26 protein-coding genes and 1 tRNA gene are annotated in these 22,061 nt (G+C 44.0%); 11 read left to right on the forward strand and 16 right to left on the reverse strand.

The features are described 5' to 3' along the window. Positions 1-327: 327 nt before the first annotated feature. From ABWW54_RS01170 to ABWW54_RS01180, 3 genes are read right to left on the reverse strand one after another with little or no spacing between them, the layout of a single operon-like run. Positions 328-1,221: a hypothetical protein gene (locus tag ABWW54_RS01170; protein ID WP_353409250.1), complete on the reverse strand. Its 894-nt coding sequence runs from the start codon at positions 1,219-1,221 to the stop codon at positions 328-330. Between the two features lies 1 nt (position 1,222). Then, on the reverse strand, positions 1,223-1,513 hold the full coding sequence (locus tag ABWW54_RS01175; protein ID WP_353409252.1) for a PqqD family protein: 291 nt from the start codon (positions 1,511-1,513) through the stop codon (positions 1,223-1,225). 1 nt (position 1,514) lies between these two features. Next, on the reverse strand, positions 1,515-2,651 hold the full coding sequence (locus ABWW54_RS01180; protein ID WP_353409254.1) for a nucleotidyltransferase family protein: 1,137 nt from the start codon (positions 2,649-2,651) through the stop codon (positions 1,515-1,517). A 137-nt stretch (positions 2,652-2,788) separates the two neighbouring features. On the opposite strand from ABWW54_RS01180, the gene mutY reads away from it, so the two are divergent. The 4 genes from mutY (at position 2,789) to ABWW54_RS01200 (ending at position 5,522) form a co-directional block, all read left to right on the forward strand. Continuing rightward, positions 2,789-3,838 (forward strand): A/G-specific adenine glycosylase, encoded by a 1,050-nt coding sequence (gene mutY / locus ABWW54_RS01185; RefSeq protein ID WP_353409256.1) that lies wholly within the window; start codon positions 2,789-2,791, stop codon positions 3,836-3,838. Positions 3,839-3,859: 21 nt separating this feature from the next. Continuing rightward, positions 3,860-4,159 carry an oxidative damage protection protein gene (locus ABWW54_RS01190; RefSeq protein WP_353409258.1) on the forward strand — a complete coding sequence of 100 codons (300 nt, stop codon included), beginning with the start codon at positions 3,860-3,862 and terminating at the stop codon, positions 4,157-4,159. Between the two features lie 144 nt (positions 4,160-4,303). Next, positions 4,304-4,379: transfer RNA gene (locus ABWW54_RS01195), tRNA-Phe, on the forward strand. Positions 4,380-4,487: 108 nt separating this feature from the next. Further along, the gene (locus ABWW54_RS01200; protein WP_353409260.1) at positions 4,488-5,522 is read left to right on the forward strand and encodes a site-specific integrase; all 1,035 of its coding nucleotides are present in this window, start codon (positions 4,488-4,490) and stop codon (positions 5,520-5,522) included. Here ABWW54_RS01200 and ABWW54_RS01205 read toward each other — a convergent pair. The 6 genes from ABWW54_RS01205 to ABWW54_RS01230 all read right to left on the reverse strand — a co-directional run bounded on the left by ABWW54_RS01205 (position 5,519) and on the right by ABWW54_RS01230 (position 10,356). Then, on the reverse strand, positions 5,519-6,631 hold the full coding sequence (locus ABWW54_RS01205; RefSeq protein WP_353409262.1) for a hypothetical protein: 1,113 nt from the start codon (positions 6,629-6,631) through the stop codon (positions 5,519-5,521). The genes ABWW54_RS01200 and ABWW54_RS01205 overlap by 4 nt on opposite strands. A gap of 11 nt (positions 6,632-6,642) precedes the next feature. Further along, on the reverse strand, positions 6,643-7,830 hold the full coding sequence (locus ABWW54_RS01210; RefSeq protein WP_353409264.1) for a hypothetical protein: 1,188 nt from the start codon (positions 7,828-7,830) through the stop codon (positions 6,643-6,645). A gap of 72 nt (positions 7,831-7,902) precedes the next feature. Further along, positions 7,903-8,118, reverse strand: coding sequence for a hypothetical protein (locus ABWW54_RS01215; RefSeq protein WP_353409266.1), 216 nt, complete (start codon positions 8,116-8,118; stop codon positions 7,903-7,905). 47 nt (positions 8,119-8,165) lie between these two features. Further along, complete coding sequence (locus ABWW54_RS01220) at positions 8,166-8,756, reverse strand: hypothetical protein (protein ID WP_353409268.1); 591 nt, start codon at positions 8,754-8,756, stop codon at positions 8,166-8,168. Between the two features lie 20 nt (positions 8,757-8,776). Continuing rightward, positions 8,777-9,166 (reverse strand): hypothetical protein, encoded by a 390-nt coding sequence (locus ABWW54_RS01225; RefSeq protein WP_353409270.1) that lies wholly within the window; start codon positions 9,164-9,166, stop codon positions 8,777-8,779. Positions 9,167-9,228: 62 nt separating this feature from the next. Beyond that, positions 9,229-10,356, reverse strand: coding sequence for a sigma-70 RNA polymerase sigma factor region 4 domain-containing protein (locus ABWW54_RS01230; RefSeq protein WP_353409272.1), 1,128 nt, complete (start codon positions 10,354-10,356; stop codon positions 9,229-9,231). An 84-nt stretch (positions 10,357-10,440) separates the two neighbouring features. Here ABWW54_RS01230 and ABWW54_RS01235 point away from each other — a divergent pair, with 84 nt between their 5' ends. From ABWW54_RS01235 to ABWW54_RS01265, 7 genes are all read left to right on the forward strand, one after another. Then, a complete protein-coding gene (locus tag ABWW54_RS01235) occupies positions 10,441-10,665 on the forward strand; it encodes a plasmid-related protein (RefSeq protein ID WP_353409274.1) in 225 nt (74 codons plus the stop codon). 13 nt (positions 10,666-10,678) lie between these two features. Beyond that, a complete protein-coding gene (locus ABWW54_RS01240) occupies positions 10,679-11,557 on the forward strand; it encodes a replication protein RepA (protein ID WP_353409276.1) in 879 nt (292 codons plus the stop codon). A 227-nt stretch (positions 11,558-11,784) separates the two neighbouring features. After that, positions 11,785-12,426 (forward strand): ParA family protein, encoded by a 642-nt coding sequence (locus ABWW54_RS01245; RefSeq protein WP_353409278.1) that lies wholly within the window; start codon positions 11,785-11,787, stop codon positions 12,424-12,426. A 73-nt stretch (positions 12,427-12,499) separates the two neighbouring features. Then, positions 12,500-12,727 (forward strand): hypothetical protein, encoded by a 228-nt coding sequence (locus tag ABWW54_RS01250; RefSeq protein WP_353409280.1) that lies wholly within the window; start codon positions 12,500-12,502, stop codon positions 12,725-12,727. A gap of 2 nt (positions 12,728-12,729) precedes the next feature. After that, positions 12,730-13,020, forward strand: coding sequence for a hypothetical protein (locus ABWW54_RS01255; protein WP_353409282.1), 291 nt, complete (start codon positions 12,730-12,732; stop codon positions 13,018-13,020). 250 nt (positions 13,021-13,270) lie between these two features. Continuing rightward, on the forward strand, positions 13,271-14,086 hold the full coding sequence (locus ABWW54_RS01260) for a GIY-YIG nuclease family protein (RefSeq protein WP_353409284.1): 816 nt from the start codon (positions 13,271-13,273) through the stop codon (positions 14,084-14,086). Positions 14,087-14,284: 198 nt separating this feature from the next. Continuing rightward, on the forward strand, positions 14,285-15,142 hold the full coding sequence (locus ABWW54_RS01265; RefSeq protein ID WP_353409287.1) for a hypothetical protein: 858 nt from the start codon (positions 14,285-14,287) through the stop codon (positions 15,140-15,142). A gap of 157 nt (positions 15,143-15,299) precedes the next feature. Here the strand turns inward: ABWW54_RS01265 and ABWW54_RS01270 are convergent, their stop codons facing one another. The 7 genes from ABWW54_RS01270 to mobQ all read right to left on the reverse strand — a co-directional run bounded on the left by ABWW54_RS01270 (position 15,300) and on the right by mobQ (position 21,916). Further along, positions 15,300-15,743, reverse strand: coding sequence for a 5' nucleotidase, NT5C type (locus ABWW54_RS01270; RefSeq protein WP_353409289.1), 444 nt, complete (start codon positions 15,741-15,743; stop codon positions 15,300-15,302). Positions 15,744-15,983: 240 nt separating this feature from the next. Beyond that, on the reverse strand, positions 15,984-16,247 hold the full coding sequence (locus tag ABWW54_RS01275; protein WP_353409291.1) for a hypothetical protein: 264 nt from the start codon (positions 16,245-16,247) through the stop codon (positions 15,984-15,986). An 8-nt stretch (positions 16,248-16,255) separates the two neighbouring features. After that, positions 16,256-16,570, reverse strand: a complete 315-nt coding sequence (locus ABWW54_RS01280) for a hypothetical protein (RefSeq protein ID WP_353409293.1) — start codon at positions 16,568-16,570, stop codon at positions 16,256-16,258. A gap of 13 nt (positions 16,571-16,583) precedes the next feature. Further along, positions 16,584-17,612 (reverse strand): hypothetical protein, encoded by a 1,029-nt coding sequence (locus tag ABWW54_RS01285; protein WP_353409295.1) that lies wholly within the window; start codon positions 17,610-17,612, stop codon positions 16,584-16,586. Next, complete coding sequence (locus tag ABWW54_RS01290; protein ID WP_353409297.1) at positions 17,605-20,058, reverse strand: TraM recognition domain-containing protein; 2,454 nt, start codon at positions 20,056-20,058, stop codon at positions 17,605-17,607. The genes ABWW54_RS01285 and ABWW54_RS01290 overlap by 8 nt, the downstream gene beginning before the upstream one ends. A gap of 121 nt (positions 20,059-20,179) precedes the next feature. Continuing rightward, positions 20,180-20,791 (reverse strand): hypothetical protein, encoded by a 612-nt coding sequence (locus ABWW54_RS01295; RefSeq protein ID WP_353409299.1) that lies wholly within the window; start codon positions 20,789-20,791, stop codon positions 20,180-20,182. A 15-nt stretch (positions 20,792-20,806) separates the two neighbouring features. After that, positions 20,807-21,916, reverse strand: a complete 1,110-nt coding sequence (gene mobQ / locus ABWW54_RS01300; RefSeq protein ID WP_353409301.1) for a MobQ family relaxase — start codon at positions 21,914-21,916, stop codon at positions 20,807-20,809. Positions 21,917-22,061 lie beyond the last annotated feature (145 nt).

Below are 22,061 nucleotides of genomic sequence, written 5' to 3' on the forward strand. Positions count from 1 at the left end.
TAATGTCTATATTTAATGAGGAGGGAATGGTGATACCAGAAAATAATCACGGCAAAAAATCATTGAATATGCAGCGCGATAATTCAAAAAAAGTTGTCGCAATAAAACGGCCATACGAACTGATTTCAGACATCAATACGCCCCCCCCGAGGCCACTTTCATAAAGAAAGCAATATTTGCCAGACCAAGATACACCAAATAAAAGTTGTTTGTAAACAACTGGTTAAGGAAATTATTTGAGCCTATGATCTAAAAAAGTGTCTGGTATTAGCGACACCAATGAGCTTGGCGCACTAATTCTCAGGTGATATTTTGGAGATATTTTTTCTATAATAATGAGCTTAACTGAGTAGAAAAATCGTGGGGTAGCGTATCGAACCCACCGTACTCTAAAGCGTAGCAAGGCGTGCCTTTAACCAACGCCATCATGGCCGAAAACCCGTGCCCATCAAGGCTTCTGGCATTGACGTGATTTTCCATAATCGCCATGCCAGCCTCGGCGCTTGAGAGCGCTTTAAAGCTAAAATCAGCGCCGCTGACGTAGTGCGGAAAAACCATCAGCGACAATTTCTGAGGACGAGGTTCGCACACCGCGCCGCCCAATCCAGAAATGGCCAGCGCACTTGCAAAATCACCTCGCAGAAAGGACTCCTTGCTAGTCACTAGCCCATTAATGGCATCCACGCCCGACTTTTTTATTTGTATGGGCCTAGATAATCCGGTCAATTGATAGCTATCGTCTATTAAAACCAATTCATCGCTTAAATAGTCAAACCCCTGAGACACTAACCAGGTTGTAAACGAGCTTTTTCCTGCTCCGCTGTTCGCAGGTATGACCATCGCACGCCCGTTTTTTGCCACGGCTGCCGCATGCACACAATGCACACCCGACGCCTTATCGGCAATGTGAAACACAATCCGGTCAGTAAGATGATAAATAAGGTCACCGGCCTTAGTCAGCGTCCATTGCTGCTGCACTTGTTGATCAACCAATAGCCAATTGGGGCCGTTTTGAGTCACAAGCAACTCGATACTAGGCCTAATGTTCTCTCCGTGCGATTCGATCGCTGACAAGGCCACATCAACCAACTGCACAGAAGGTTCGCCAGCAGCTGTAACGGAAATGTGTACCCCCGCCATGTCTATCTGCCACGTCTTCGTCACCGTCGCGTCATTGGCAATCGTAGTGACGCTGATTGAACTATTTCCCTCAGATGGCATCTCAGGTTTCCAAATCGCCCGACACGCGTATCAAAACTTTATTGTGATGAAGACTGGCGATAGCCTCTACGACGTCACTTTCTATTTGATCATCTTGATCCGGATAAGCTTCCTGAAGCGCTTCGATCAATTCGCCTACCGTGTTTTCCCCGGTACAGAGCTGCCAAACAATGATCGACGGCGCATTAAGGTGCAAGGTAGTAGCCGTATCTGGGTTGTACAGCAATACTTCGCCACCCATTTCTTCAACCAGACAGTTATCCGCTTGACGATATATTTCTTGATTACTCATTTTAACCGCCCATCAGTCCTGAATAGAATCTCTTAACTAACCAACTGCTCACCTTCAATGGGTGTCGAAACCACTTTACCCAGAAAAGCGAACGCTGCATGCGCACATTATAGTGTAATCGTAACCACCAATCAGAAGGTGAAAACAATAATTGAAACCGTTCGATGATCGACCTTTTGCCGGTAAGCGCACTGCTTAATGACACCATTATTCGGCCGACACCCGTAAGGGGCTTCACCGCCGGCTTGTTAGTGCCCTCGCCTTGAAGCACCTCCACCAGCTCTGACGGTAAGGGCGTCAGTAAGTGCAAATACGATAGGCTGACAAGAACATGTGGATGCTTCGATTCTAACACTCGCCATTTTCCCTGTTGCAACACAAGTAAAGCCAACCCAATCACATCCATCACGTTAATCAGTTTAAGCACACCGCCCGCGTGCAAACCTTCCAAATGCCGGCAAACTTGATGCAGCATCGTGACATTATCGAAGGCCGGCAAGGCCAACTGTTGCCAGTTAATACGTTGTGTGCAATCGGCAAGCAACGGCTCTTCAGGAAAAAATAGATGACCGGATATTTCTCTGGAAACCGCATCGCGATGCAATTCCACACTGCATTTAAACCCATTCACATGCTTCGTTGCGTTGGGCAATTCATGCATGTTTTTCATGTACCGAGACGGTTGACGGTTCGGCACTTCAAACCCCAGTTCCCGGATCACAGTTACAGCCCGTTGCTCATGAGATTTGGGAATCAATAAGTCCATGTCACGCATCGGGCGTAGATACCCTTCACCATAAAGATGAGGCATTAATGCAGCGCCTTTTAACGCCAGATACGGTATGGCTTGTTGCTCAAACGCAGCATTAATGTCTGCAAGCACCTCATAACGAGCATCTGCTGCGGCCGCATGACGAATTTTGAGTGCTCGCAACGACAGTTTAACGGCGGGCGGAATGGACAGATCATAACTTTGTAAATGCTTGTTAATGAAGCCCGAGAGTCCGTGCAGCTCCACTTGATCTAGCCATTCTTGCCAGTCATCCACCGTTCTAAGCTCGGCTTGGGCGAGTTCAAGCTCGGTTTCAGTGAATGAAAATCGCGCTAACGCGACGACGGATGGCAAAGGCGTATGCATTAAGCACTGTCAATTAAATCTGTAGGTTACTTAGAGTATCTCACAGACTTAAAGCCAGCTGAATTATGTTTGCGGCTCTTCGCTCATCACCCATGGCAAGTTACAATGACCGGCCTTGACACAAATGCGGCCACGCGATGCTAATTTCAAACGCCCTATTAAACTGGCATGCCGAACACGGCCGACACGACTTACCTTGGCAAAATACACAAGATGGCTACCGAATCTGGGTGTCTGAGATCATGTTGCAACAGACTCAGGTAACCACCGTCATCTCCTACTATCAGCGGTTTATGGAGCGCTTTCCCACGGTTATAGATCTGGCAAACGCGCCTCAAGACGATGTTCTGCATCTTTGGACCGGCTTAGGCTACTACGCCCGAGCACGCAACCTCCACAAAGCCGCGCAAACCATAAGAGACCAACACGGCGGGGTGTTTCCAACCACCTTCGAAGACGTTATTGCCCTACCCGGCATCGGCCGCTCTACCGCCGGTGCCGTGCTGGCATTTTCCACTCAACAGCGCTTTGCCATTTTAGACGGCAATGTAAAGCGCGTACTCGCCCGTTTTTACGAAGTTGAAGGCTGGTACGGCGTTAAAGCGGTGGAAAACACCCTCTGGAAACTCGCTGAGCGCAACACACCCACTAAAAACGTACACACCTACACCCAAGCCATCATGGACTTCGGCGCAACGCTTTGTACCCGCAGCAAACCCAACTGCAACGCCTGCCCGCTAAACCAAGACTGCAAGGCTTTACGCAATGACCGTACCAGTGAATTACCTCACGGCAAGCCCAAGACTAACAAACCGACCAAGCAAACCTACATGCTGCTCATCAAAAATGCCAACGATGAGTTTTACCTACAAAAGAATCCACCCAGTGGCATTTGGGGAGGGCTGTGGTGCCCGCCTCAGGTGAATACACTAGACACAAAACACGACATCGGGAACCTAGATATTGAAACGCTAGAAACGCTCCCCATTTATAAACACACCTTCAGTCATTACCACTTAGAAATCACGCCCGTTCTTTGCCGCCCTAACGCGGCAACAGAAGCTGCAACAGAAGCTGTAACAGCTAGCGTCGCCGAATCCGACGAAACGTGGTATAAACCTGAATCACAACAAGCGCTAGGGCTAGCCGCCCCAGTAAAGAAGTTATTAGAGAAGTACTCAAATTAACGAGCAACCTCAGGAGTTACCATGTCACGCACCGTATTCTGTCAAAAGCTAAACATCGAAGCACCCGGCCTAGCCTTTCAAACTTGGCCTGGCGACTTAGGCAAACGCGTATTCGATAATATCTCGCAACAAGCCTGGGACCAGTGGATAAACCACCAAACCATGCTGATCAACGAATACCGCCTAAACCCCATGGACCCAAAGGCCAAAGAAATGATCGTAGGCGAGATGGAAAAATTCTTATTTGGCGAAGGCGCAGAGAAGCCAGCTGACTACGTTCCGCCAGCAAATCCAAACGACCCACTGAGCGAAGAATTCTAGGAACAAAAAAAGTTACGATGTAGAGTCAAAAATACTTGACTCAAAGGGCGAATTGGCTTTTAATTCGCCCTCCAAACGAAACCCACTTTCGTTTATTTGTTGGGCACTTCCCGTAAGTGCAAAAGCAGTAAGCAGACAACAAATGGCCAGGTAGCTCAGTCGGTAGAGCAGGGGACTGAAAATCCCCGTGTCGGCAGTTCGATTCTGTCCCTGGCCACCATTTTTCCGTTATATATCAATCACTTAAATAAAAACCATTTCGTCGATTTCCCTTGTCTTTCGTCAAAGGGTACAATTTGGGTACACTGCTCAGATTCGGTACTCCCACATGGCCACGATAACCAAGACAGATTCAGGTAAATGGAAAGCGATTATTCGTCGCTCTGGCTGGCCAAAAGTATCCAAAACATTCCGAATCAAACGTGACGCTGAAGACTGGGGCAGAACCACTGAAGACGAAATTATTCGTGGAATCTATTTACCTAGAAACCACTCTGAAAAGTTAACCATCGCCCAGGCATTACTCAGATACACCAAAGAAGTTACGCCAACGAAAAAGCCTTCAACTCAGAAACGAGAATACGGCCGTGCAGAACAACTCCGCTCACAACTAGGTCGGTATAGCCTGGCTGCGCTCAATACCGAGATCATCGCCAAATACAGAGACAAACGAGCTCAAGAAGGAAAAAGTGCAAGCACTATTCGCTTAGAGCTCGCCCTTCTAAGCCACCTCTATTCGACTGCAATTAAGGAATGGGGCTTAGGCCTAGTTTCGAACCCCGTAATGAATGTGCGGAAACCCAGCCCCGGAGCTGGTCGTGATAGAAGGCTAGTTGATGATGAGGAAGAACGCCTGCTCAGAGCATGCAACCAACACAGCAACCCCTTCCTAGGTTGGATAGTTCGCATAGCGTTGTATACAGCCATGCGCCAAGGAGAAATTCTTGGGCTAGAGAAATCGAGGGTTAATCTTAAACGCGGTGTTCTTACTATTCATAACACAAAGAACAACGATTCGCGCACAATACCTTTGTCAGACAAGGCGAAGGCCGTATTCAAAGAAGTTTTACAGCACCCTATTCGACCTTTAGGCACTAATTTACTCTTTTATGGTGAACCAGGAAAAGATGGCAGCCGAAGACCATACACTTTAAATCGAGTTTGGAGTTCTGCGTTAGCAAGAGGCGAAATCACTGATTTAAGGTTCCATGACCTTCGCCATGAAGCTACTAGCCGCTTCGTCGAAGCTGGATTAACTGACCAAGAAGTTGCTTCGATCACTGGCCATAAATCCATGCAAATGCTTAAAAGATACACTCACTTGAGAAGCGAAGACTTGGTGAGCAAAATATCAAAGGTTTAAGAATCTAATGCATTATCTTGATGAAAGTTTTTGGATCTGCGTTCAAGACTAAAAGAGCTTAGTAGAGCTGGAGTTATTCCAAGCAATGCTTGCACAATAGCTTCCAACTTTTCTTCTACTAAGCCAGGATCTAAGCTCGCATAACCATGAAAGACAGTATTCCGAACGGAGTATAGGTTTTCAGGGAAAACTTTACTTTGATCATCATCGATCAACGCATCTCTAAAATCATTGCACGCCGAGTCTAAGTTAAGCCTAAGCTCACTATCGACATCACAATAATTTCTAAAAAGAAGATTTATACGTCGCCCTAATTTAGAGTTCTTATTAATTTTATCTATATTGGTTCTTATTTCATCAAGGCTCAATGAGTTCTTACTCAATTCTTTAGATACGAGCCTATATTCATGATCTAGCACGATATCCGACATCAACTCTAATACTTGATATAGAAGAAAAAAGCGCAAAACAACGTTTTCTTGATATGCATAATTGTTATGCAATATCTCAAATATCAGGTCAGTACTGGTTACGTCCTCGCTGTAAAAATTCACATATACCGTACTCTCTGATATTGGGGGCACCGAAAGCTTCAAATCTCTATTTCTAGCCTGAGACCTTAAAACATAGCCCATCGATATAAAATTAACAGGAAGATTATGATCAATGCTTAAGTTACCAAGTACAGAGGCGTCATAAAAAAAAAGCACTACATCTTCATTTAATAAATCTGTAAGTAAAAAATTTTCATCGCTGCCTTTCAACGTTTCGAAATTTAGATATTCCATAGGTTTTGCAAAAAGAATGCTTAAAGCAGTGCTCGCAACAAGAAGAAAATGATCATCCTCAGATTTCGAATGCTCAGATGATTCTAATGCCAGTAGAGGGATGAGCCAACCGCCAACCACCTCTTTACGGTTTCGGCATCGAACAATACGAGTGTCATTCTCGATTACACCAGATTTTTCGAGCAACCGAATATGATAATTTTCATTATCAACAGCATCAGGCAAGTCTAGCGGGCAATCAAATAAAATCCTTTTGTCATTTTGATCTTCAAATATATATTTAGCGTTTGAGTAACTTTTTAGTGTCCATGAGGTATCCATACACAGATCAATCAGTCCCCAAAGTTTAACGATTTATATTTATTTAAAGCAGATTCAGCAGCCAAAACTAAGTCTTTAAAGCTATCGCTATCAGGGTTGAAAAATTCTCTAAAGAACCATACAAAATACTCACGTTGCGCATTTCCTATTTTCTTTGAATGAGTTTTCAACCATAAGAGAGACTCATTTACATTTGTTAAAAACATAGCGGATTCTTCTTCATCAAGTTCTAAAATTGACTCGGTTAATATATTTGCAGATGCAAAATCACTCACTACCTCCATATCTATAAGCCGCCCCAAAGCGGCTCCATATCCAGCTATAGACTGGCTCCGTTTAAATATCTCAGGCACGCTCTCACCGAAGGGCTTCCCATGATCTTTTAAAAATTTAGGGTCAACACCAGAGTCCCCACACAAGGAATTCACGTGACTAACAAAAGTATTAAGTGATGTGCAAAATTGCTCAAATAAGTCTATGTCGGCCGCTTGATTTTTTTTAGATAATTTATCAATAGCCGCGATATCCTCCAACAATCGACCTCTGTCTATAGGCAATGGACTCTTTTCTAAATATGCTAAATAGCCTTCAATTAAATCCTTAAAAATGTACTCATTAACCTCTTTTGCTGTTTTGCCATCGGCTTCTTTAACAATTAAAACATCAGCAATTTTCCGATCAGCATAATCCAGGTACAGCATTTCAATTTGCTGCCTTAAACTCATAGGAGTTTGCCCAGTATTCAGTGTAAGCATCCTATATAAAATACCAATCCTATTAATTCCCACATAGAACTCTAATCGTAAGGTAGATTTTTCGAATCTCTCTAATTCATCGCCCTGACGCTCTCGAAGATCCTCTAACAGCTCTAAGATATTAAGAGTTCGCTGAAGGCCATCAAGAATAACTAAATCACTTTTCTTTCTAACAAGCACATCTGAAATGTCATCGAACGAGGCATCTTCTGCGTCAATTTCATCAGACGTTAGTGCAAGAAATATCGACGGTATAACACAGCCCTCAAGCAAATCAGATTTTAAAAGCGAATAAACCGACTTTGATGAGCGAACCCTTCGTCGCTGAAACTCATTGCTATAGACAATCTCTTTAATAAGGGTTTCATACTCAGCGACTTCAATTTCAGCTAAGACATTGTAAGCGCTGATCTTTTGATCAAATAGTTTTGACAAAATTTTCATAGATTTAAAAGCAATTTAAAGACCAGTTTGTATTCAAGCCTACCATAAGAATTTCTAGCAAGCTAAATGTCTTTAGGCTGACAGAGTACCAACCGAGTTACTAACTGCCAAAGCCCAAATGGTTTCTGATACTGCAATTAATATATTAATTTTCATAGATGATTCCTCTTTTTTCTTTTTGTTTCGGGTTTTAGTTTTGGGAAATTGATAGATGCCTAAAACCTTGATAAACGTCAATAATAAAAGAGCTAGTCCAATTAGCAACACCGCAGGAATCGAACCTGACACTGCCATCCCTATCAGCCTAAAGACACTTAAATAATAATTAGATTAAACTAACTTTCCCCCACCTCATTTTCAAGCCTTTTTTCAGATTCTAATTTCAATACCCTGTCGGCTTCACGATACCAATAAACTTCGCTCGCTGAATACACACACAACAGAATCGATGCCGCAAGAAAAGCGGCATAAGTAAATACGAATTTACCAACAACACTTGCCGCAAAGAGCGCCAATATAGTAGTTACCACCAGAATTAAACCGAGTATAAAAAACACCCAACTCATCCAATAACCTATGCTTTTTGATGCTCTAACATAAGACTTTGCATAGTTATACTCACCTTCAGAAAATGTTACTTCGTCTCTTCGCCGTTTGAGCATTATCAGTCGTTGTAACGCATCGTTGTCTTCAGATATCAACTCTATATCTGAATACTTATATCTAAGCCCAGTAAGCTGAGAAAACGCTTCCATCGCTAGTAATTTAGAACCACTTTCTAGAGCTAGGTGCAATTTCTCAGCAAGCGCTATGCGGTGAGTTTTTTGTTTCTGCCAAAATGTCAGGAGTGCCACTATTGAGCCCAACACGCCTACTACCAGCCCTGTCATCGGAGCTGCAAACTTAATAAGGAATTCACTTTCCATAAACTACCTCCAAACCTTTTCTAGGCCAAAAATACTTGCACCATAAATTGACAAAGCATAATCACCGATGCAACTGAAATACTAAAAGTCCAAATGCCCTTCTTGAATAAGTCTTTAAGCCCTCGCTCTTTATTAAAATGTCCATCATCAAATGGTGTTGTGAAATCTGGTTGACTCAGCCGTATCACGTCGGCAAATACATGAACGCTAAAAGCTACGATCAAAATAATCATGATCATAATAAAAATACTGAAACCCCAAATATAGGTAAGACCTAATAACTTAATTGGCTCGGCCATAATTCTTACTACCGCGCCTAACATCATTAGGTAACCAATCAATGTAATGAGATCTTTAATTCTTTCTTTATCCTTAAAAATTTTCACTAATGGTTTTCTCCATGTTTTCATATAGCTATAGCCGTTTATATAAGGTCTTCTAAGCTAATTTAAAGAACGGATTCGTCCTAACTCTAGGCTTCAGATAGGTATCCGCTCTCAGAGCACTCTTTTACTATTTTATCAAAACATGGTGCATGACTCCGCGTGCTAGCTTCACCGTATGAGATCGGTGACACTTCGGCTTCGACAACACCATTCTTTAGAAGATAATCCCTATACTCAGTATCTCTAGAGAGATTAGCATGTGTAACAGGTTTACTACTCTCTAAGGACAAATAATTCTGACCAACAATTTCCGAGATTTTCTTCTTAATAAATGCCAAATGGCGGTATACAGCCGGAACCGATATGCTGAGCTCGCTCGCTATCTCCTTAATAGTTAAGCCACGCGCATAGCATTTTACAATCATAGGTCGTATCGGTTTGTTGAGGCCCGAATGTACGAGTTGATAAATAAGCTTCCGCTGTTCATCCTGGGTAAGAAGATCGTTCTTTATAAACCAAACGGGAGGCGGGAAAAAAGTAGATTGTTGAGGTTTTCCCCTTTCAAGTAATTCTAGCTCTCGCGCAAAAACATCTCTATAGCGAATATCGCGGATATAGTTTGCCCAATTCGATTTCTTTACCTTGTTCTTTTCGTGAGCATCCAATGCCAATGTGTGGATATGACAGTAACGCCTTGAACCTTCGGGGTTCTCATAGAGCTGTCTATTAGAAAATTCACTCTGAGCCCACTCGGTCTTACGCCAACAAAGCTCACAGAATACTTTTTTGATGCCTTCTCTTGAGGCTGGCCGACGCCTCTTGATCTCGAAAATCAAATGGCTCAATGACTCTAGCGCTTCATAAATTTCTTCCGGCAGACTACGCCTAGCAAATGACTTAAGAGCCTCGTCATAAGTCTCTATGCTTTTACGACGTTTCTCATAATAGTTAACCCCATCGCAAGGAACAAGACCAAACTTTGAGGGAACCAAAGACGATAGAAAGTTGAGATCCTGGTGCTCTTGATACTTTTCTACCAGCGCTCTAAAAGGTGGATCAACATGCACCCGCATTAAGCTAAAAACCGACTTTTTCTTACTAGCGATGCTGTAGCTATTATCAGCGCGAAAAATACTAACTAGATCAGTTATGCCTCTCGACAACTGATCCGGACATTTTTCTGTAGCAACCTGATTCAAAACTAGAATTATCACTTTTTGTATAAATTTAACTTATTGTAGATAAAGCGCTAACTAATAACAATTACGTTAACGACGAATTCAATTAGTTAATTAGACATGAACACTACGCTAGATTACTTACAAAACACTTACGGGCCCTTATTGAGAATGGGCTCTGTTGCGGAAGTGCTTGGCCGGAGCCCTGAAGGCTTGCGAGTATCTCTGTGCAAAGACGATGCTGTATCACGACACCTGAATTCTGGAAAAGTCAGAATCGGTCGCAGGGTATATTTCAAAGCCGTGTGCATTGCTGAACTTATGGATAACGGCACACCTGAGTAATAGAGCCTTTTTGATGAGCCACAATAAAATGACCCGCCATCAGAAAAGGTTGATAGAAGGCGCGGGCATTATTCAAATGAACAGCGCGTACCAAGCTGGCTCGATTGCTTACATGCCAACTATTCTTATCAGGGCCACGATGCCTCACAGCGAAACAAGCGCCAGGATCTTTGAGCGCGTTGATGGGAGGTTGAAAGTGACTTATGCCGACGTGAACGGCGTAGGGCTCCCCTATGGAGGCTTACCACGCATAATCATGGCTTGGATAGCTACAGAAGTAATTCTCACAAAATCTAAACGTATAGATATTGATGGCTCTCTATCCGAGTTTTTACGAGGCCTTAGCATGACTTCTACAGGCGGCAAAAAAGGAAGCATTAAACGCGTTAAGAAACAGTTCGTGAGCTTGTTCTCGTGTTCGATAGGTCACAACGTTACCAAAAATGGTTGCCAGAAAATTGAGACTTTAGCCCTAGCAACTAGACAGCAATATTGGTGGACACCAATAGCTCCTGAGACTGTCTTACTAAAGAAATCGTTTATAGAGCTTTCTCAAGAATTCTATAACCAGATCTTAGAGAGTTCAGCTCCGATTGATATGCGTGCTCTAAACCTCCTTAAAGGCTCGCCCCTCGCCATGGATATATATGTTTGGCTGACTTACAAAATGAGCATCATAACTGAGCCGGTAACGATCTCGTGGCCAAGCCTAAAGGACCAAATCGGAGTTGGATATGCTGCAGATAAGAAAGGGTTAAATCGCTTCCAAGAGGCTTTTAAGAAGCATCTGATGACGGTGAGGATTATATACCCAACTGTAAATATTGAATTGCTATACGGACGAATACGCCTGTTACCAAGCCCACCCCATGTTTCTAAAATCAGAGTTTAACTCTGTGGATAAGTCTGTGTTTCTAAAATTATATTCACGCATACATGGGGGTTCTGCTTTCAGTAAGCCTACGCATACACAGGGGTTCTATTACGCATACTTAGGGGTACTAATACGCATATTTGGGGGTACAGCCTATATAGATATCAATATTACCGACACCTGTAGTTAACCACGCACAAATTGTGGATAACCTTTCTCGACAAATAAATTTAGTAAACGGAACTATGAACAAAATCGCCTTTATCTCCCAAAGCGGAAACGTTATGAAATCAAGCATTGCATGTGCAATGGCTGTCGAATGTGCCAATAACGGACTTGATGTAGCAGTAGCCGACCTGGACAAAGAACACAGAACCATCTCTCAATGGCTCAAAACGAGAATAGAAAATGAGATTGATCCAACCTTTCACGTTTATTGCGTAGACAGCGCTAAAGACGCACTCAATTGCTTTAGTGATGAAAGCCTAGCAATCATCGATGCACCCAGTAGAGCAACTTCGGCGACTGCCTTAATAGCAAAAAATGTTGATCTCATAGTTCTACCAACGCCTCCAAGCAAAAAAGACATCGACCTGTCGCTAGGCACACTTTATCAATTAATAAATGATGGCGTTCCGATGAATAGGCTAGTGTTAGTCCTTACGCGTGTAGGAACAGCTGCAGAATTGAACCAAGCTCTCGACTATATAGGGATGGCAAACTTTGGTGATACATCGCCACACGTTCTCTCAAGTGCGATTTGGGAACGTGTAGGATATCGTGGGGCAATCAACGACTCTTACTCGATTACTGAGACATCGTTCCAAACACTTAACGACAGCGCAAAAGCAGTTATCCACCAGTTGCTATCAAAACTTCTCCGGTAACTGCGTGTGAAAACAGAAAAACAGAAAAACGCGAGGGAAAGGACTGGCGTCACCTCCGAAGATATCAAACGAAGTGGCCAACACTCGGTTGCCTGAGCAATCTGAAGCAATTCCACTTAAAACACAAAAGCCAAGACGCACTTATCGAGTTAGCACATATATAAGCGAAGATGCCGGAGAAGATTTGGATCAAATGACTTTGGCCATAAAAAAGAAAGAAGGCAAAAAACCCAAGATCGCTGAAGTGCTAGAACGATCACTTGCGGCTCTGAAAAAACAGCTTTTAAATAATCAGGAGTAAATATGAATCAAATAGCTAATAAGAAAAAAATTGAACTAGAAGAAAAGTTACGTAAAGTTGCTGAACGTGAGAAGCAGTTAAAGAACCAACTAAAAGCCATTGATGCTCGCGAGCGAGAAGCCGCAAGGAAGCGTGAGACGCGTGCAAAAATCATTCTAGGTGGCTTCGTCGTTTCACAGCTAAAAAAGGACGAAGAGGGCTATTCTGCTCTTTTCGACAAAGCTATTGAAGCTGCTAGTGAACGCGATCGAGAATTACTCGCTGGCTACAAGAAAAACGTTTTTCAGTTTTAACGTTTTATGAGAACACAAGCTGAATATTCGATCACCCTGGTGTGTGGAATCAAGTCTACAGACTTCATAATGGTACTAAGCGCCAAGATAAGCTAAATGCGTTTAGGTCTGTGGAAGTCTCTGGCGCTTTGGAGGGATATTCACGTTTATCTGTTGAGCCAGATGCTGTCGCTTTAATTTTGCGCCAAAGATGGATCAACGGAGAAATCAGCACTGAAGAACGCGCAGAATTACTATTAAGAGGTTGTCAATGAATACGAAGTCAAATGTCTACATAGCTGTTTTTCCAGATAGTGAGGTGATTAAAATCGGCAAAGCAGATACAGTTTTCAATAGAGCAAGGGCTTTCAAATGGATAGGAGAAATGGATTGTGAGGGAAGCTATGAAATTGAGGTTTCAAACAATAGAGTGTTCAAGCTTGAAAGAGGGCTTCAAAATATGCTCGATGAATTCAGGGTTGATGTTGGCAATGGAACTGGCAAGACGGAAATTTTTAAGATCTCTTGTCTAGATAAAGCATTAGAGCTAATAAAAATCTGTGAAAGATCTGAAAAAATTAGAAAAGGCATATCGATACCAGCTATAAGTGATCTCATAAAAACCAGTGTTGATGATAAAGAGCGGCTTCGAGCTTTAAAGCTTGACCGCCAGGAAAAGATATATAGGCAAAGATTGGTAGCGGCCAACAAACTAATTCGAATCTTCGAAAAATTGCATCAAACAATACCCTATCAAATAGTGGGCAGTCCTAGTAGATTTATTATTTTTTCAGTCCATGTATGGAGGGATATAGAGAAAAAGATTGAAGAATATTTTCCAGCGATCATGCCTGATTCACATTCTGGTGTACCTGTTCGTATTCATTATAGCGGCGCAACTATAGGCATCATTCCTGAATTAATTGGAGATGGAGCCTACATACAGTTGAGCTTGTTTTCAGCTTACCACATGGAAAAACATAAGCACCTTCAGCCAATCTGTCGCGAGCTTATGATGCTAGTATCACGACTCGATAACTTGCCTAAAACTTCAGTATGTTTTAAGGACTACTTCGGTTCAGCTTAAAATCAAAATGTCGGGTAGAGTTAGAACAGATCAAGTTGAATATTGATATAATGACCTGTAGAAACTCAGGCCTAATCGGTAAATATTCGAACCTGTTCCGAAAACTCAAAAATTCTTAATTCGATTAAATTAGAAAATGGCCGTAAAATCCTCAACACAGACACTCTAGAAACTTATCCCAAAATTAAATTTTAAAACATGGAAGATAAAATAAAAATAGATATTAAAAAGGGCGGAGGCTCTATCGAGGCATCAGGCGAAAGTGCTGTCGCATTGAGTAACCTAATTAGCCCTTTTACAAGTTTTGGAAAAGTTATTGGTGAGCGAATCAATATATGGGGCGATCTATGGAACTTAGAATATACCGCACGTGCGGTAGCTAGAGCGAGAGAGATCGCTAGTGAAAGCAATCTGGTGATTGAGTATAAGCCTACTAAGTTTTTGAAAGAATGGGCGCTAAAGTCTTCGCTCGAGGAAGACGAAGATATGATTGAAAAGTGGGCACATCTTTTGTTGTCTGCTTCTGTCGACTACGATTCGCGCGATTCTATACATACGTCTCTACTCTCTAATCTCGGTACAGAAGAAGCTAATATATTAAGCAAAATTTGGGAAGCAAGCAGTAAAAAAAGATCTTTAGAGTTCCTTCAGCGTGCGGGTGGATCAGCATTTGATATAAGCTTTTGGGAAATTCTCAAAGGAGAATCAATCCCAAAAGAACATTTACCATTTGAGTCATTGTCGGATGAGGACGTCGATCTTTTAGGTACAAAAATATTCAACGAATTAATCGCTACTGGACTATATCCTGAAACAGTCGGAGTCTATTCAAACGATAAAAGACTTACTTGGCATGCATGGTCCCCAGACCACCCTGGCATTGAAATGGAGCCCTACTTAATTGAAAGTTTGGTACATTTAGGATTGTTAAAACGTGGGCACATTAGTTTCGAGCTAGGGTCAAGATTTAACGGTGCCCGATTGTCTTTTAATGCGTATGTTCTTGGATTGAGTAATATTGGTTTTTGCTTCATGAGCGCTGTTAGTCCCAAGTGATCTCTAACTAATTTAAGGCACCAATATTTAGTCAAAATTATTGCTAAGAGCAAGAAACCGATATTGGCTGTAAAGTGATATCTCAAGACCCCACTAATCAATTTATAAGCTCGAGTTTGAACTTTTACACCTAAATCTGACGGTTACAATTCATCAACTAAATTTCCAAGTATCGAATTATAGAGCCCCAGTTCGGAAATGCTCCGCTACCATACTGAATAAGTTCCCCTTGAAAGTGCTCTTGCCCCTTGCCCTCAATGTTGTCATCAATAAGGTAATGCCCGGTGTTTAGCGCTTTATTCGGTGAAATAATGAGTTTCTTGCAAAAAGTTAGACCAAAGTGTTTTTCTATCCAAAGTCTTTTTTCGATGTAGCTGCGCGGATTACGTACAGAAGGTGAAGTCAAAATATAGGCATCATATTTGCTTGATTTAATGAGTGAATTCACGGCTTCGAGTGCCTGGGGAAGAGGTTCCAGTTCAACAAAGAACCCCTCCCGTGAGTGCGGCCAAGCAATCTCTGGCCTTTCAATAAGCGACTGTTTATAACTTTTCTTAAAGTCACAGAGAGTGTCGTCCATGTCGATATATACAATTTTCATATTGCTATAGCCCTGTCAGAAAGTGTTGACGATGGTATTTAAGATGGGCTAACTCGACCACTTTAGATGCCAGCAATCAATTGACCTAAGCGTCCATAAAGATAGCGGATATATAACGAGTGCGGACCATAATAGCGTCCCAAATGGTAACGTGATCGATGTTATTGGCGCGGTAACCATAGTAGCTATGCCCGCCCCGATAAAATGCCAAAGTTTCATTCGTAATCTCCTGTTGAAAGTTTAATCACAAACCAAGATGGGAGGGTGGCTTTCCTGGTTTCGGCAATAGCACAATCCGCCCGCGGCTTCGTGGGGCGGATTGTCAATAAATATTAACCCTCCTGTCTCGACAACGGTCGTTCGGTAAAAGACCTTATTTACCTCAAGAAAATAGGCGCCAGGCCCACGCTGGCACACTGATTCTCGGGTGACCTCTGCATCATGCGAAAATGCTGGATAGCTAGCGGCAAGAGCGAGAAAAATGCTTAAAATTACGGTTTTCATAATGCCTCCTATTTCGGTCTGCACCAGATTACAAGCTGAGTCTTGCCGAGCTTGTGATCGTCTTTCTCAACCAACACTTCGGCATGCCGGGAATACGGGCACACCTCACTCATGACGATTTGTCGATTTAACCTACGCTTCTTAACATCCGTATTGAATATGCGAATTAGGTATTGCTGATCTTCGCCCTGAATGGGTTCTATACTGTATTTCTTGCCCGTAAACCGTTGTCTCAGTTCCTCTACAGTTTGGCCAAGTTGTTTATTCGGCATGCAGCCGCTCAGAGTGACGGCCGTTAAAATTAGTGCAATGATTTTGTTCATCTCTAGTACCTTCTTAATCGATTAGCTTTGAAGCGTCACGCTTACGGCGCTCAAGCTCACTTAGTTGCTTTTTGGGTTTGCGTTGCTGCTTTGGTTGAGATTGGTTGACAGGTTGTGGCCTACGAATTTGTTTGACTGGCTTTGGTCGCAAAGCTTCTCGTTCAGCCTGAGTTCGTTCGTACTCGTGCTGTCGTTCCAGGGCAGCTTGTTTGATTTCTTCCTGGCGTACATTTGCCGCTTTGATTGCTTCTGCTCGGGCAGCAAGTGAAATCTCCAGATCTTTGAGTTGTTTCCAGTTCTGCAGTAAGGAGTTATGTGCATCTTGCCATTCAGCCAGAATTGAGTTGCGCAGCTCCATTTTCCGTTTTGGCATCAGCTTGTTATTGAAGGTGTCGAGTAAATCTGCAGCTTCCTGCTCGGTGCTCGAAAAATGATCTCCCCACTGTTCAACCAGTTCGAGCGTTTTTACTCCACGATCGATTACGTCTTTATCGGTAAAGTCATCAGGAAGCTTGCTCAGTTCGCCGTATACGGCCAAGTCGCGATTTTGGATGATCTGCTCAGATAGTTGCTTGAACTTTGCCTCTGCCTCGAACCGTTGGGTGATTGTCTGTTCATTCGGCTTTGTCTGAGCCAGCGCGTTTACCGCGTTCCGTGTGATTGATACCGTGCTTTGTAGTTCCCTGGGCAGTGCATTGTCGATCACAAACTGATCGAGTTGATTAGCCATACCGTTAATCTGATTAACACGTTGATCAAAGGCGGCGGATATACGGACTATATCGGCGTTAGTCTTGGCCAACCTAGCGGCGGGTTTGTAGTAACCAAAGAAGACAATCATCGATACCAGGAATAGAGCAATGATACCGATGGGTATCCAATCGGTCTTTTGCCAGTTCTGCTTTGCTGTATTACTTATGCCGTTTTTACCAACCAGCTCAGGATATTGCTCACGAATAGGATGAACTTGGTTCGCATTCGCTACTGTTCCGTGATCGAAACCGAATAACTCTCGGATCATGTGACTGGGAGAATCAATCATGATTACCTCCAAATGAGTACATTGGCTTGGTGGCAATCACGTCGCGACGAATCACGCCAGCACGTCTGAATACGGCGAGAGCTAGACCTTGGCGTGATAGCAGTGAGTCGATTTCGTCAGCATTGACGATTTTCGATGGTTTGATCTGCACATCGGCATACGGCTCTTTGATGTCGGGGTGGTCAGGCATGGGTAGCCGCAACAACTTTCTAAACAGCAGGTGCATTTTGAAACTGCCGTATAACAGGTTCTCAGAGCCGGCGACGTGTCCCATTCTGCCGAAGTTAATATTGCGGTTGATCATTGGCTCTTCTGGCGTGGCATGCATGATCTTTGCCGTGCCTGAATGCACGAATGATTCAACAGAAAAACGTGAATCTGGAAAACCGTTAAAACGTTCTACGACGGTACGCCATACTTCACCGACTCGCTTTGCGACAAATTCATCACTTAGATTGGTTCTAGGTGAGAATGCGATCAGGTTGGCGAAGTTGCCCAAAAGTTGTTGAGTCTCTTCTTTACCTAATCGGCTGTTCAGGCCATCCAAGTTTTGGGTAGACCAAAGCATTGCCAAACCGAGAGATCGAGCGATGGGTACCATTTCAAGGTCGGCCTGGCCAACTAGGTTCTGAACTTCATCAGCGACCATCAACACTTGTGCGCCACCCGCTTTGCGCCAGCCATCGCCCCGGAGCTTAACGGCTTGGTATATGCGACGCATGGCAAACATGGAAATCAAGTTGCCTGCTTTGCCGTACTTGGCTTCAGGCAGTGAGAGGCCGATTAGGGAGCCGTTACACACGTCCTCAATACGCTCACCGTTAGCGCAATCGTTCCAGCGGCTCAGATAACGGTTTTGCACCACTGGCGTTAACCAGGTCTTAGCCGTGACCATCACAGATGATTTAACCCGGTCAGAATACTCGGCGTATTCGATCAACCAATACTCACATGCCCTGGCGAATAGGGGCGTAGGCTCGGCGACTTCTCGCATTAAGGTTTCTCGATCTTCCTCGTTATCCAATAGTCGGAAAATCGCTTTTATCGTGTAATCCGAATCGCTTTCGTGCAGCAGTATGGCAGCATTCAAGATCGCGTTCCTGGCTGCGTCATCGAAAATGCTAACCTCTTTCGATTTGCCGCCAAAGATAGCCTGACAAGCATCAGCAATTTCTTCAGGGAACAAACCCTCGATGGCATTGTAATCACAGCGATCAGGTGAGATCACGGTGTAGCCTGGTGCGTCTTCGAGCTCTTCAGCAAGTTGGCCTTTGCCATCCAGAACCAACAACCCTCCTGCTTTGTGATTGAGCCACTGGCTGACCGTAGGGCGAATGATGGCGCTGGTTTTACCCGTTCCTGACGCGCCTAATGCGCACAAATGCGTTGATAGGTCATTCTGTGACAGTGTCACGTCTATTCCCTCTGATGACGGCGCAAACGGATCTCGTCTTGACGCCAAGATGCCTGTTGATTCACCAAAGTGGAAAAGGGGCGAATCGTCTTCAGCAGCCTTCATTTGCTGGGCGATTTTGGCCTTTTCGATGTTCTGCCAGTAGTCGCGGCCAGCTGAGTCTCGTAGATATTCTGTCGCCGATTGTTTGGCGGCTTTATCCATCACTTCCGCTCGCAATTGGCTCGGCGCTGGTTGCGTCACTTCGTATACAAACAGCGCGACAATGAGCAGGAACAAAACCGTGCTCTTACTTGCCATTCCGAATGCTGTGAAGTCAGTCGGTAACCAGGTGGCCAACATCAAAATGATGCCAGCGAAAAAGAACACAATGCGTGTTTCTCTAATCTGCAAATACAGGGCTGAGACTTCAAAATCAGCGGCCAATATTTGGCCAACAACGCTGTCACCATCTGAATCGATATCGCCAACGCGGTATTTGTCTGCCAGATCTTCAGGTACTTTGTTGTTTGGGCGTAAGCGCACCAAGCATCTCGATAACACGTTAAGCGAGGCTTTTTCCTCGCTCGGCGTCACCAAAACGGAAGGCAACAACCAACGCCAGATGTACGATGATGATAGGCAAGGTGCAATGGCAATAAACACAGCCAAACTTGTCCAGAATGCCATCACGAGCTCGTACAGCTCCCAGGTTGAATTCAATGTCCAGGTGAACGACCATTGAAGCAGAGGCACCAACAATAATAGGCCCGGCAGATATTTGAATGTGCGATCAAAGTGCAAACGATCTGCCCCGTAATTCGCGAGCAACGAATGGTAGGCTCGCTGTATCTTCCAATCTTGGGTGCCATGCGGCTGCATGCCCAGATATGGCGCTTCGGCGGGGATGTCGGTCTCCCAATATACTCCAATAGGCACGTTGCCTCGCCATTTAATTTGAATTGCTTTTCTGATCGCGTACTGCCCATTCCAAAAACAAAATGAGAACGCAGTCAGAAACCCGCGCAGGGTTAAAAACTCGACTAAGCCCATATAGAGCCTCCCACACAATATTTGGTATATTGCGAACGATTTAACGTTAAAAACATGAATTGAACCTCGTGTGTGACGTTGAATTAGGGGCTGGTGCGCCAACATCAGCCCCACCTCATTTCTAGTAGCCTAGATCGTCTTCCTCCTTCTCTTGAGCTTGTTCCGCTTCGGCTAATTTTTCGTCAGCCTTATTAAGCAACGAATCTATTTGCTGACGCTCTGAATTGACCTCCACGTGTTGTGAGCTTGATGTATTTTGAACTGGGTCAATGTTATCGAGCTCTGGTTGCTCAAGTCGTTCAAAGTGTTCTTTGTGTTCCTTGAGCGCTAAATCTGCCTCGGCTTCCCTTCGCTCGAATGCGCCCTTGTAATATTCAGCCTCTTGTTTGCTACCAGCATCGATTTGAGCTTGAGTATTGTCGGGTTGAATTTCAGTTTCTTGGTTCATTGAGCCTCCTGTAAATGAGTTAGTATTTGATTCGAATTGCTGTTGTGCGGCAGCAGATTTTTTCTCCACTTCCGCCAGCAATTCACGATTTGACTTGATACGGTCTTGAACTTCAGAACGCGCTTCTGAGCGCTCCGAAATCTGTTTTTGAATATCCTCGTAGTGCGAGGTCTTCTTCTCGACCTGGCCACCAATGTCGGTTTGCGTATTGGCTTCGATTTCAGTTTTCTTGATCTTGTGTTCGTAAGCGGCTTTCGACGACGCTTTTGAGATAGCATCGTCCATCTTTGGCGCTCGATGCTAAGAAATCGTTTTGTGCATCGACTCAAACTTTTGCGCCTTCTCTACCTCAAAGTCCTGCTGACGTTGTTCAAACTTCGCCTGCCGTTCAAACCATCCTTTCTTGGTCGGCTCAGATGCAGAAAAACTGTGATACTCGTTAATAGCTTTATGAATTTCCTTGTCATGCCATCGCTGATATTTGGAGTGCTTATCTTGCAGGTCTTGGAATACTTCACCCCGGTTTTCATTAACCTGATCAACTGCGGCTTTGAGTCGTTCCGTTTTCTTTAAATCGCGGCCAACTTCTTTGCGTTCCGAGTAAAGCTCAGACAGTTCAGAACTCAATTCGCGTTGTTCTTTGTGGAGTTGTTTTAACTCACGCAGAGCTTGCACGCGCTCTTTGTTGAGGTCACGAATTTGCTTGTTGAGCTCAGCCCGTTCGGAGAACTCATTACGACGATCAAGCGCACTTCCACTAGGGCCGATATGCACAGTAGGCTCTCGGTCAATTCCTTGATCCTTCAAACTGCGGCTATCAATACGTTCTTCTTGGCCTGAACGCTCAAGAGCACGGTTAGCGTGTTCTTCCCAAGTCTGACGGATGTTATTTACTTCTAATTTGCCGCGCGGATTGTCACCACGAATTTCATCAAGCTCTCGCGTCTTTGGGCCAAAACCTTGCTCATCAATTCGACGAGTGGTCATCAAGATATGTGCGTGATAGTTGCGATTGTCACCTTGACAATCTGGCTCATGAATCGCGTAATCAACACCAGTTTGGTAACGATCAGAGAGGTGTTGCGCGTAACCTTCGATCAGCTCTTGGCGAGATTCTTTATCTAACTCATGTGGAACCGCGACCAGTACCTCACGAGCAACAGTGGAGTTTTTACGCGTCTCCGCTTGCTCGGCGGCATTCCACAAATTCTCTCGTTGATTTAGTTCACGAGGTGAATTTTCGGGCAGCACAATGCCCGTCGTTTCTACACCATTCCTATTGGTGTAATTATGGATTTCGCCCGTGCGAATATCTTCTATCGAAGTGCCACTTCGATACGCAGCGGCAGCGGTGGCCGAACGGCCTTTAGATCGACTGATTGTCTGTACACGACAGCTGTAGATCGCCATAAAAAATTCAAACCTTGGTTTTAATTTTTACGCACGCAAACTGAAAGTTTGCATAAGTGCGCCCTTAAATCTTCTTACGAAAATTTTACGGGATGGGTTTCTTCGATACACCTGTAGTGTTTGTTAGTTTCGCGTAATTAACTTA

The organism is Arenicella sp. 4NH20-0111 (genome assembly GCF_040366405.1).
Classification (GTDB): domain Bacteria; phylum Pseudomonadota; class Gammaproteobacteria; order Arenicellales; family Arenicellaceae; genus Arenicella.